Consider the following 12,805-nt stretch of genomic DNA (forward strand, 5'->3'; position numbering starts at 1 on the left):
TTATCGCTAGTTGATAAGGTTGCTCTTTAGTGTGCTTATTATTCTTTGTTATATTGTTTTTCACATTTTCGTCATTGACCGCGCATATGAATTATAATATAGTTTAGTGGGTCAACTATTGATGAGGTGAACTAATATGGATAAAAAGAAAATCCAACTTATTCTGGATCGTTATATGGATATTTTTATACACGGATCGAAAAGTATTACTTCCTTAATGTCTTCGCAATTAATGGAAGAGCTGTCGTTCGAGCAGTTTACTCTTGTAAGGTTACTTTATATGAAGGGGCCAGTTCGTGCTTCTGAACTCGCCGAAAAACAGCTTGTACATAAAAGTGCGATTACGGTAAGAGTAGAAAAGCTTGTAAAAAAAGGATTAGTAGAGCGCCTAAGGGATGAAAAGGATCGTAGAAATGTTTATTTGCGCCTTACAAAAAAAGGCACGGAGTATTACGAGCATCTCGAGAATAAAATTAATGAATTCGTTGAATCCATCGTAAAAAAAATACCGGAAGATGAAATGGAAAGCTTTCTTAATGTTTATGTCAAACTTGCAGATTATATTGAGAATTACAAGGGGGATGAATAATGAAGTCAATCATTCGGTTTAGATGGGCAATACTAGCTATTTGGATTATTTCTGCTATCGTTCTTATGTTGAATTCCCCCAATATGGCTCAACTTATAAGGGATAAAGGACAACTTGAAGTGGCGGATGGTTATCCTTCCAAGGTCGCTTCGGAAATAATTGCCAAGCACTCTTCAAAGGAAAAAGGAACTAGTGCCTATATCGTTGTTTTTCATGACGAGAAAAAGTTTTCTGATTCAGAGCTTTCTAATATTGAAATTACGATGAAAAATCTCGAAGCCAACAAATCAAAACTTGGCATCCAGAACATCACTACACATTTTAATGACGATGCCTTGAAAGATCAGCTTATTTCAAAAGATGGCAATACAATCATAGCCTTGCTTGATGTGAAAATGGGCGATAGAGAAATAAGGGATGTCCGAGATGTATTGGACAAGGCGATCAAAACTAAAAATGTCGACACATATATGACTGGTAATTCCTTGATTACAGAGGATGTCATCATCAGCTCTGAAAAAGGTCTTGCGAAAACCGAAGTTATCACAGTCATCTTTATTATGGTGATCCTCTTGCTTGTATTCCGTTCGGCAGTTGCTCCGTTTATTCCACTTTTGACAGTCGGATTGACATATTTGGTGAGCCAAACGATTGTCGCATTCTTAGTTGATAAACTGAACTTCCCGGTTTCGAATTTTACCCAGACGTTTATGGTTGCGGTGTTATTCGGAATTGGAACTGACTATTGTATTTTACTGTTAAGTCGTTATAAGGAAGAACTTTCGAATGGACACGATATTCAGTCAGCTATCGTTACAACGTATAAAACAGCGGGAAAAACTGTTATTTTTAGTGCTCTAGCAGTTATGATCGGTTTCGCGTCCATCGGTTTTGCAACTTTTAAACTTTATCAATCAGCCGTTGGTGTAGCTGTTGGAGTTTTTGTTTTAATGATTGCTCTCTTTACGATCGTTCCTTTTTTCATGGCTACTTTGAGGAAAGTGCTTTTCTGGCCAGTGAAAAAGAACATCTCTCATTCTGAAAGCAGGCTGTGGGGCTGGATGGGAAATCTCGCCATCACAAGGCCGCTCATTGCACTTGGGATTGTAGCGTTATTCACTGTACCACTTCTAATTAGTTACGATGGTGACCTGTCCTTTAATTCGCTGGATGAAATTGGCGATGATTATGGCTCTGTAAAAGGTTTTAATCTAGTAGCCGATAACTTTGGTCCAGGGGAAATCATGCCGATTCAGGTAGTAATTGAAAATGACGACTCTATGAAAACGAAAGAGTATGTTACTTTGATTGAATCAATCAGCCAAAAATTAGAGAATCTTGACGATGTAAGTAAGGTTCGCAGTGTCACTCGGCCGACAGGTGATAAAATTGATGACCTCTATGTGAAAAATCAAGCAGATAAACTTGGAAAAGGAATTGGCGAAGGAACACAAGGAATCTCCACAATTAAAGATGGACTGAACGAAGCAGCTACATCCATAAAAGATTCCAAGCCCGATATTGAAAAAGCGACAGCTGGAATTGGGGAGCTAACTGACGGAACGAAAAAATTGCAGTCCGGAGTTGGAGATCTGCAAACTGCGTTAAGTACTATTGAAAATGGAATTCGTCAAGGCACGACGGGTGCTGGAGATTTGAAAAAAGGTGCTTCTGAAGCGAGTAAAAAAGCGCGTGAACTTCAAGCGGGCACAGCACAATTATTGAAGGGTTATGAGCAAGCCCAAGCTGGTCTGGGCAAACTAATTAGTGAATACGAAAAAGTTCCCGCATTATTGCAAGGAACACAAAATACGATTGTGTCGCTTCAGGAACCACTTACAAAACTAGTACAAAATCATCCTGAAATTCAAGATGATCCAAATTTAGCTGATATCCAAACAATCATTGGTGAAGCGGCTAAGCAAGCTGCAATCGCAAATGGAACAGTTTCCGCATTAAATGAGGAACTGCAAAAGGTAAACGGGGGACTTAAAGAAGCCAACGCCAACTTAGCTAAAATTAGTAGCGGATTAGGTGGATTTTCTAAAGGCTTAGACGAAATTGCAGGCGGATTAGCGAAGCTAGAAACTGGATTAGGTCAGGCTTCGAATGGGCAGCACCAAGTCGTTAAACAAATTCCTGCCATTGCATCTGGTCTAGGTGATATTGCAAAAGGTCAGGAACAGTTGAAAACAGGATTTGGCGATATGGGTGGCCAACTTGATGAATTGAGTGATGGTCTTTCTCAAAGTAGTGAAGGTCTTGGAAAAATTGAAGATGGGTTCGGGGAAGCCGAAACTTATTTAACGAAACTAGCTAAAGATACTGACATGCAGCAATCTGGCATCTATATTCCAGATGAACTTTTAACAGATAAAGAGTTTCAAAGAGTATTTGATATTTACATGTCAAAAGACGGTAAAATGACGACGATGGATATCGTGCTCGATTCAAATCCATATTCAAAGAAATCGATGGATATGATTTCAGAAGTTGAAAAAACAGTTAAAGATGCGACGAAAAATACGAAGTTAGAACAAGCAAATATAGGAATAGGCGGGGTTACGAGCATAAACCACGATCTTGAAACGATGTCCAATTTGGATTACACGAAAACAGTCACGTTCATGATGATTGGAATTGTGATTATCTTGATCGTTCTGCTACGTTCACTCGTTATGCCAATTTATATTATAGCATCGCTTCTATTAACTTATTATTCTTCCATTGCGATGACAGAATTAATTTTTGTAAATATTTTAGGCTATCCTGGAATCAACTGGGTTACACCTTTCTTTGGTTTCGTTATCTTGATTGCCCTAGGGGTTGATTACTCTATCTTCTTGATGGATCGATTCTCCGAATATAGGGAACTTGATGTAAAAACAGGCATCATGATCGCGATGAAAAATATGGGCACTGTCATTATGAGTGCGGCCGTTATTTTAGCAGGTACGTTCGCCGCCATGTTACCATCAGGCGTATTATCGATGCTGCAGATCGCTACTCTCGTCTTAACAGGTTTGTTATTCTATGCTTTAATCGTTCTACCATTATTTGTACCAGTGTTAATCAACATGCTAGGAAAAGCGAATTGGTGGCCATTCATTCCAAAAAAAGATAGTTAACTAATTGTGTCCCAAAGGTTTATTCCTTTGGGATTTTTTTAACAAAATTGTGAACGAATATCCGTCATAATAAGCTCTTTTATAAAGAAACACTTTCGTACCAATGCTTCAAGGTGAATTCCAGTATAAGGTCATGCTGTTAACATTTTCTTAAAAGTGTGATTTATATCATAGTTTGAGTGTCATTTTGATTCTAAACTTGAAATATAAAAGTTCAAGGAGGAGTCAACAATATGAAAAAAATGATGTTAGCTTTGTGTTTAGTAATTTTATCTGCTCTTTTATTAGGTGCTTGCGGCAGCAAAGATAGTGGCGCTGCCGAAGGAAATGGAGAGGTAAAAGAATTCACAATAGATGCAACGAACTTCGATTTTGATTTAAAAGAAATCAAAGTAAATAAAGGTGACACTGTAAAAATTACCCTCAAAAATTCTGAAGGTAACCATGCAGTAAAGATTGATGGTTACAATAAAGAAGTTCAAGGAGATAAAACGATTTCTTTTGTAGCAGATAAAGCAGGAGAGTTTCAATATGAATGCTCCATTTTCTGCGGTGCCGGCCATGGGGATATGGTAGGGAAATTAATTGTAGAATAAAAAATTTGAGGCCACTCCAACAAAGGAGGGCCTCAATTTCATACTAATTGTTGTTTTAATACTTCGAAATCACGAAAAACAATACGGTTTCGATCTACTTTTAATATATTGTCTTTCCCAAGCTGATTCAAGAGACGATTGATCGTTTCTCTCGTTGTGCCGACGGAATTAGCAAAGTTTGGTGAGTTATTGGTAAATAATGATAATGGTATTTTCTTCTTTCATCTCTCCATGCTCCTCTGCGAGCTTTAGTAGGAAAGAGAGCGCTCTTTGCTTTACATCTTTACCGGATGGTACTTGCGCTTTTCTTCCATTCAGCGAATAATAAAGAAAACACTGAATCGGGGGTAACGATGTGGTTCCAATCGCTGAACAGGAAATACCTATAAATCTATTAAACATAATAGGAAAAATAGATAAAATGACGTTTCCAGAGCAGGGATGTACGTCAAACGTAGGGATTGTAAAGGGGGAAAATGGGGTTTTCGTTTTAAAACGATCTAAGGGAGCGCGATATGCTGGGTGGCTTGAACGAGAAGCATTTATTTTAAAAAGTTTAAGCGAAACGAATCTGCCTATTCCTGTTATTCATGCATTTGAAAAGAATTCTGCACTCAACGAGTCCTGGATTTTAATGAATTTTATACAGGGTGAAACGATGGGAGAAGCGTTACAAAAGGAAAAAGATCGAGCAAAGAAACGAAACCTCATTTATCAATTTGGAAAGGTACTGAAGGAGATCCATTCAACCACATGTCCGGAAAAAATCTATCAACCAGACACCATTTGGCTGGATAAAATTTTTGATAAGGCTGAAATAGAATTACAGATTTATGATTTAGATGGTACGCCTGAACTTCTGGAGCAATTGAGAAAAGAAAAACCAAAGAACATAAAGCAGACTCTCATCCACGGTGATTTTACCGTCGATAACGTTCTTGTTCACGATGGGAAAATAGCAGCCGTCATCGATTGGAGTGGGGGAGCATACGGGGATCCGAGGTTGGATGTTGCCCTAGCCATCCAACCAGAAGAAACTTTTTTTACAAGTGAAGAAGATAGAATGGTCTTTTTTGAGGGATATGGGGAAACGATATTAAATGAAAAAGAATATGAGTATTTCGCAAATGGTGTATATGAGTTTTTATAAGGAAAAATGGAGCGGGGGTTGTACCACCTCGCTCCATTTTTCTTACCCATATTGTCTAACTCGGTGTCGCTTATGAAATGGAGACCACCAGTTTACATCTCCAAGAAGCTTCATTAATGACGGAACTAACACCATCCGGACAATGGTGGCATCAATAAATATGGCTAATGCAATCGTGACACCCATTTGTTGAACTGGGATAATACCAGTAAAACCGAATGCTCCTGTAATAACAATCATAATCGCCGCTGCTGAAGTAATGATTTTACTTGTAGAAATCAACCCTTCTAACGTAGCTTTGTCATTATCCCCCGTCTCGAGATAAATCTCATAAATTCGGGAAATAAGGAATACTTCGTAGTCCATACTTAATCCAAATACAATGCTAAAAGCAAAAACGGGAATCATTAACGCGATATCCGATTGATGGAATCCGAGGTGTCCCTCTTGGAAAAGCCAAACGATAATCCCAAAGGTACATCCTAAGCTAAGCACATTCATTAAAATGGCCTTTAATGGGATTAGCACTGAGCGAAACGCAATAAACAATACGATATAAGTTGAAATTAAGATGAAAGCCAAACTATAAACGATTTTATTTATAATTTCATCGAAAATTTCCTGATGAAACTTTGACTCCCCACCAACTTTTAATGAAAGATCTGTTTTCCTTTTCTCCCAATCCCTCACCCAATCTTTTGCTTTTGGAGAAGAGTTTTTTGCATTTAATTTAACTTGAAGCAGTGCCTCTTTACCATTGGTTAGCTTTTCGAAAGCGGGAACCAATTGAGATTGTAATTCAGGAACTTTAGATGCAGCAATTAATTCATCAGCCGACATTTGTGTTGCGGAAAAAATGGAATCCACTTCTACTGTTAGAGGGTCCGTTTTAATCTCGTTCACGACATTCTCCAACTTTTCCAGCGAATCTTTTTCTGTCATATCCTCATTGCTTTTTGTAACAATATACACAATCGTTTTTTCTGTATCCCCAAAGGTTTCTTTATATTTTTCAAAGGCTGTACGTGATTCATATGAAGTTGGCAATGCATCGGCCTCTGGAATGGCCAATCGCATATCACTAACCGGAAGCAAGCCAGTAATGAGTATAATCGTTGCAACGAGTGCCATTAAAACTGGCCTTTTCATCACATAACGAGCAAATGTATGCCAACTACTCTCCTTTCCGTTACTGTTTTTTAAAATCATCCACTTATTAATATGTGGACCAATAACGGATAGAAGCGCTGGTAAAAATGTATTTGCTGCAAGAACGGAAGTAAAAACAACCGCAATTCCCCCTATAGCGACAGACTGAAAGACCCCAACTTGAATAAATAACATTCCAATTAATCCAAGTAGCACGCAAAATCCTGAAAAAAGAATGGCTCTTCCAGATGTGGCAACCGATTTTGCTATGGCTGCATCTGTTGCTTTCATGTCTAATTCTTCCCGGAACCGATTCACAAAAAGAAGTGCAAAGTCAATCCCTAGCGCAAGTCCTATCATAGGGGCAGTATTAAGAACAAATATAGAAAGATCTATTTTTTGTCCGGTGAAATAAAGCATTCCCATAGCAACAACAACACTGACAAATCCCGTGATTAGCGGAATGAGAGCCGCAATTACACCGCGGAAAGCTAGCAATAGTATTATTAACGCAATCGGAATCCCAATAAGTTCAGCACGCACTAAATCTTGCTGTGCCGCCTGATTCATATCCTCTTCAATGACAGCTCTTCCTGTTAAACCAACTGAAAATGTATTATCATCTTTTAGCTTGCCACGTACATTTTCTATATTTTGGGACATCTGATATTTATTGTTAAAAGAAAGAATGATGAAAGCCCGGTCGTCTTTGATTTGTGGTGAAGCTTGCTGTATTTCTACATTTTTAACTTCTTTTATTCGAGTCAACGTATCTTCTATGTACTCTTTAAAATCTTGCTCTGTAGCATCGTTGCTTTTTTCAAACAGTAATATTAAGGATGAAGCTGGAATATTAAAATCTTCATCCATTATCTTTTCAACTTCTTTATATGATCCATCATACTCGAAGCCACTTCCACCTAATACGGAAGGTAGCTTTAAGGCAAAAAATCCTGAAAATAAAAACACGAAAGACCAGATAGTTAAAACAAGTTTTCTATACTTAAAAGTTATTTCTCCGAGTTTATTCATTATATGTCCCCTTAAAAAATAAATTCGCTGTTATTATCATATCGAAAGTACAACAAGTTATCCAATGATTGCCAGTGTCAATTTAGGAAATTATGATAGTTTTATATAAAACGAAAGAGAGGGTTTCGAGTGACGAATCCGCTAGAAGACATAAAAGGTTTTTTTAATGAAAAGGGGCAGTTAAAGTCTTGGCCAGCCAAGCGAAGCAGGAAGTTGGTAGCTGTTGAATTTTTAGCAGGAAAATTCGAAGAGGGGCGTACTTACTCAGAAAAAGAAGTAAATGCGATATTGGACGAATGGCATACATTTAATGATTCTGCTCTATTAAGACGGGAATTATTTGAAAATAAGTGGTTGGACAGAACGCTTGATGGTAGAGAATACTGGAAAAAATAAGGGGTCAATCCCCTACCGCTTTTAGGTGGTAGGGAACTGACCCTGTAGCACTTTCTTCATCTATATAAAATGATTCATGTCCAAGCTCATCGACTAACCCGCTTTTTTGAAATAGCTCCATTCCCCAATCTGGTAAGCCAGAAATTAATACTGTGCCACCAGACTTTCTAAAGTTTTTAATGAAGGAAGCAAGCTTTTCCTCACCTGTCGCATCGATGGTTGTAACTTCAGACATATTTAAAATAATAACTCTCGGCGGACTTTCAAGCGATGATTTAAGAAGATGTTCAAATGCTTGGGCTGTTCCGAAAAATAACGGTCCTTTAATCGTAAACGTTTTATAGCGAAAATGTGATGTTAAATCCAAAGCATCTTGTTTTTGATTCACTTGCAGCATTTCACTTTTCTTTTTAATAAAAGAAAGAATGGCAAGTAATATTCCTACTTGGACAGCTACTGTAAGATTAACAAAAACGGTGAGTATAAATGTTGTAACGAGAACGACCGAATCACTCGTTTTCAGCTTTAAAAGTTGTTTAAATGACTTTAACTCCGCCATGTTCCAAGCAACAAACATTAAAAGCGGCGCCATTGCTGCAAGTGGAATGTGAGAGGCATATGGAGCAAAAAGCAGTAATGTCCCTAAAACGAAAAGGCTATGAATGATCCCAGAAAGTCTGCTAACAGCACCTGATTTAATATTTGTGGCAGTTCGAGCGATTGCTCCAGTGGCAGGAATTCCTCCGAAAAGCGGTGCAACAATATTGGCAATTCCTTGTCCAAACAGCTCCCGATTTGAATGATGTTTTTCATTCGTCATTCCATCCGCAACTACTGCAGATAGGAGAGATTCAATAGCCCCTAATGCCGCAATGATAAGAGCGGGTACCCACAACTCACCAATTTTTCCAAGTGTAATCTCTGGAAACTTGAAGTCTGGCAATGATTGCGGAATACCACCGAAGGCAGTACCAACGGTTTCAACATAGCTTGGATAAAACAAGACCGAGACTACGGTGGGTATAATGAGTCCTACCAGTAAAACAGGAATCCGCTTTGAAATTCTAGGTACAACAATAATCGTAATTAGTCCAATAATCGCTGTTAGAATGCTAAATCCATTTAAAGTATGAAAATGTCGGAAAATCTCAAGCATATTTTCGTGGAAATATTCCTTCTTTTCAAGCCCCGTAAGACCGAAGAAATTTCCTAGCTGTCCAGAGAAAATAATGACAGCAATCCCAGTTGTAAAACCAATTGTCACAGATCGCGGAATAAAGTGAATTAAACTTCCAAGTCGGAAAAAACTCATAATGACGAGTAAAACTCCCGCCATTAAACCCGCTACCAACAAATTCTCATATCCATATTGAAGCACGACTGCGAGTAAAATTGGAATAAATGCTCCCGTAGGACCAGCAATTTGAAAGCGAGAACCACCGAGCAAAGAAACAAGCAATCCCGCGATAATTGTCGTGTAAATTCCATATTCCGGCTTAACACCCGACGCCATGGCAAAAGCCATCCCAAGAGGAATGGCCACAATACCGACAGTTATCCCAGAAATGAAGTCTTTGCGGAGGCTCGCGGGCTGATAATCGCGCAAACGATTAACAGCAAACATGTTAACTCCACCCTTGATTTCATTTTTTATAAAAAAATAACAACATTATAATACTAGTGAACAAATTTCATTTTATCATGGAACTGATATAAATTCAATGGTTCATTGCTTTAAAAGTAGTGAAAAATAAAAGGAATAATAAAGATTTTTCTTGGAAAATAGTATTATACTTAAGGCATAGTTCATTCATTAAAGGGTGTGTTTATAATGAATAACAAAATCGGTATAATTGCGGATGATTTTACAGGAGCAAATGATTCAGGAGTTCAGTTGGCAAAAAAGGGTTTGCGAACCTCGGTGGGAATCCAGTTAAATGAGAATAATGATGTATTAGTGATCGATACAAACAGTCGATCTCTAGAGCCTTCTGAAGCTTATACTAGAGTTTTAAAGGCTGCCCAATACATGTTTCGTTCTGGGGTTTCTCATATTTACAAAAAAATTGATTCTACACTAAGAGGTAATATAGGAATTGAATTATTGGCTGTTGAAAAAGTATATGAGCCAGATATTGTTGTGATCGTACCTGCTTTCCCTAAATTAGGACGGATTACAAAAGAAGGTCATCATTATATCAATGGAGAAATCATTAGTGAAACAGAATTTGCAAAAGATCCAAAAACTCCGGTGAAAGTGAGTTATATTCCTGATCTCCTCTATATAGAAGCGAAGAAAAGAGCGGTGGTATATAATTCGGAAATCTTGCGAAAAACAGATGAAGAATTTATACAAAGAATTAATTTAGGTGAAAATTGGATTGTATTTGACGTAGAAAAGGATACCGATTTTACAGAAATCATTGATAAATTGTTGAAAACAGAATTAAAGATTGTTTGGGCAGGATCTGCAGGTTTAATAGAATATTTACCATCTAGGCTAAGGTTGGAAACTTCTCAACTACTTGAAATGCCTAAATACTCCATTGGAAAAACATTAACGATTTCCGGAAGTTTATCAAATGTTACTCGGAAACAACTTCGCGAAGCAGAGAGAATGCCGAATACATATACTATTAAAGTAGACGTGCTCCAAATATTAAAACAATCTATCGATATGGAAACGATATTAAATAATATCCAAAATCGGCCTGAAATTGAACATATCTTTTTATATGTAGTTTCCAACGAAAGATATCATTATGTGCAAGCTTTAGCGATAAGTGAGCAGATTGTTGAGAGACTTGGCGAGATGGCGTTGGCAATTTGTGAAAATATTGAATCCGTCCAAGGGCTGTTTTTAACAGGTGGTGATACCGCAAGAGCGGTTTGCTCGAAACTTGGGATTGTTGAAATAGTATTATTCACTGAAGTAGAGGCAGGTTTGCCATTTGGAAAGTTACTAGGATACAAGAGAGAATTATGGGCAGTTACGAAAGCAGGAGGATTTGGTACGAAATATACCTTGAAACATGCATTACATTTTTTAAAGGACAGTGGTAAAGATGATTAAACCTATTATTGGCATTACAATGGGTGACTCTGCAGGTGTTGGGCCTGAAATCATTTTAAAAAGTTTGGGTCATGCGGAGATCCATGATATTTGCCGCGCAATTGTGATCGGGGATGCAAAAATTCTTGAACGTGCGAAAACGTTTATACACTCTGATATGGATATTCGTTCAATTTCTACATTGAATCAGGCGGGATTTTCACCGAATGTAATAAATTGTTATGATCTAGACCTCTTGCCAAAAAATTTACCAATTGGACAAGTTTCCGCCGAATCTGGCCATGCTGCTTATAAATTCGTGGAGAAGGCAGTGGAGCTGGCATTAAATAAGGAAATTGATGCTATTTGTACAGCGCCATTAAATAAGGAAGCACTTCATAAAGGGGGGCATACATATCCAGGTCATACTGAGATATTGGCTGACCTAACGAATACGAAAGATTTTTCTATGATGCTATCAGCACCTAATCTGCGTGTCATCCATGTAACGACCCATGTCGGAATTATTGATGCAATAAAGATGATTAATCCGCAAAGAGTGTTTGAGGTCATTCGTTTAGCAAATGATACCTTAACACGTGCAGGAATTGAGCAACCAAAGATTGCGGTTTGTGGAATCAATCCCCATGCAGGAGAAAGTGGCCTTTTTGGTTATGGCGAAGAAGAAGAAAAAATTATCCCAGCTGTAAAAAAAGCACAAGGAGAAGGGATTGACGCTGTCGGTCCATTACCAGCTGATACTTTATTTTTCCGTGCTGTGCGTGGTGATTTTGATGTAGTGGTAGCAATGTATCACGATCAAGGACATGGCCCTGTAAAAGTACTTGGACTGGATGCAGGTGTCAACATTACAGTCGGGCTTCCAATCATTAGAACAAGTGTGGATCATGGAACGGCTTTTGATATAGCAGGAAAAGGAATTGCTGACGAGAGAAGTTTGATGGAAGCAATTCGGCAGGCGGTGGGATTGGTGCCGAAAGGAAAGGAATAAACAAAAAAAGCCGCTTCCTATATCTTAAAATGGATATCAATAAATGAAAAAGTTAATTTTTATCCAAAACCATTTATTCAATTAAAATTAATATATTTTACATCTTTATAGTTTCAATTCTTGGATTTATGGAATATTAATATTCAAGCTTTAATCATAATAAAATGCTTTCTCTCAATAAACATTAATGGAAGGCTATCTATGCTTAAATAAATTAAAATGTAGTAACATCTCTATGAAATGGCCTTTTATCAAATAAAGTGATTAACTGTGTGAGTAAATAACTCACACAGTTTGATTTTTGTGTACGCTATGATGAAAAAAACTTTAGGTCTTGATTGAACATGATTTTAATCCTACCATAGTTTTCATAAAAATGAGTAAGAATATTTTTAATTGCGTAGTTAATGTCTTTTAATAATTTTTACTTACTCCTTTTTTGGTAAATAAATCATCCAACGCAGTTCCTCTCCCCAATTGACTTTACCGCATCAATTCTACTTCATACGACTCTATGAAAAAAGTGGATAAACCATTCCTATTCCACCTGTTTGACGGCTTTGCGATTTATCGCCTTTATAGAAACGAATCAAAACCTTATTGGAATAAGCATTCCCTATAAACCTCATGGGAAAAGGAAATTACAAATTTGTGGCGTATATATTATATGAAAGGGCTTTCTTGGGAAGGGTGATCGTCTT

Annotated in this window: 10 protein-coding genes; 7 read left to right on the plus strand and 3 right to left on the minus strand. The window is 37.6% G+C overall.

From position 1 onward, the window contains the following. Positions 1-136: 136 nt before the first annotated feature. The 3 genes from MT489_RS13140 (at position 137) to MT489_RS13150 (ending at position 4,313) form a co-directional block, all read left to right on the plus strand. Entirely contained in the window at positions 137-589 is a 453-nt protein-coding gene (locus tag MT489_RS13140) for a MarR family winged helix-turn-helix transcriptional regulator (RefSeq protein ID WP_244682019.1), read from the plus strand. Beyond that, on the plus strand, positions 589-3,717 hold the full coding sequence (locus tag MT489_RS13145; protein ID WP_244682020.1) for an MMPL family transporter: 3,129 nt from the start codon (positions 589-591) through the stop codon (positions 3,715-3,717). The genes MT489_RS13140 and MT489_RS13145 overlap by 1 nt, the downstream gene beginning before the upstream one ends. A gap of 233 nt (positions 3,718-3,950) precedes the next feature. Next, positions 3,951-4,313 carry a cupredoxin domain-containing protein gene (locus MT489_RS13150; protein ID WP_244682021.1) on the plus strand — a complete coding sequence of 121 codons (363 nt, stop codon included), beginning with the start codon at positions 3,951-3,953 and terminating at the stop codon, positions 4,311-4,313. Between the two features lie 38 nt (positions 4,314-4,351). On the opposite strand, the gene MT489_RS22465 is transcribed toward MT489_RS13150, so the two are convergent. After that, entirely contained in the window at positions 4,352-4,525 is a 174-nt protein-coding gene (locus MT489_RS22465; RefSeq protein WP_370876425.1) for a helix-turn-helix domain-containing protein, read from the minus strand. A gap of 143 nt (positions 4,526-4,668) precedes the next feature. On the opposite strand from MT489_RS22465, the gene MT489_RS13155 reads away from it, so the two are divergent. Further along, positions 4,669-5,463 (plus strand): phosphotransferase family protein, encoded by a 795-nt coding sequence (locus MT489_RS13155; RefSeq protein WP_244682022.1) that lies wholly within the window; start codon positions 4,669-4,671, stop codon positions 5,461-5,463. Positions 5,464-5,505: 42 nt separating this feature from the next. On the opposite strand, the gene MT489_RS13160 is transcribed toward MT489_RS13155, so the two are convergent. After that, complete coding sequence (locus tag MT489_RS13160) at positions 5,506-7,644, minus strand: MMPL family transporter (protein WP_244682023.1); 2,139 nt, start codon at positions 7,642-7,644, stop codon at positions 5,506-5,508. Positions 7,645-7,773: 129 nt separating this feature from the next. Here MT489_RS13160 and MT489_RS13165 point away from each other — a divergent pair, with 129 nt between their 5' ends. Further along, on the plus strand, positions 7,774-8,040 hold the full coding sequence (locus MT489_RS13165; RefSeq protein WP_244682024.1) for a DUF2087 domain-containing protein: 267 nt from the start codon (positions 7,774-7,776) through the stop codon (positions 8,038-8,040). 4 nt (positions 8,041-8,044) lie between these two features. On the opposite strand, the gene MT489_RS13170 is transcribed toward MT489_RS13165, so the two are convergent. After that, positions 8,045-9,664: a SulP family inorganic anion transporter gene (locus tag MT489_RS13170; RefSeq protein WP_244682025.1), complete on the minus strand. Its 1,620-nt coding sequence runs from the start codon at positions 9,662-9,664 to the stop codon at positions 8,045-8,047. Between the two features lie 207 nt (positions 9,665-9,871). Here MT489_RS13170 and MT489_RS13175 point away from each other — a divergent pair, with 207 nt between their 5' ends. Beyond that, the gene (locus MT489_RS13175) at positions 9,872-11,113 is read left to right on the plus strand and encodes a four-carbon acid sugar kinase family protein (protein ID WP_244682026.1); all 1,242 of its coding nucleotides are present in this window, start codon (positions 9,872-9,874) and stop codon (positions 11,111-11,113) included. Beyond that, a complete protein-coding gene (pdxA, locus tag MT489_RS13180; protein ID WP_244682027.1) occupies positions 11,106-12,104 on the plus strand; it encodes a 4-hydroxythreonine-4-phosphate dehydrogenase PdxA in 999 nt (332 codons plus the stop codon). Before MT489_RS13175 ends, pdxA begins: the two co-directional genes overlap by 8 nt. The last annotated feature ends 701 nt before the right edge of the window (positions 12,105-12,805 follow it).

The sequence above is a fragment of the Lederbergia wuyishanensis genome (genome assembly GCF_022900255.1).
GTDB classification, from domain to species: Bacteria; Bacillota; Bacilli; order Bacillales; family Bacillaceae_C; genus Lederbergia; species Lederbergia wuyishanensis.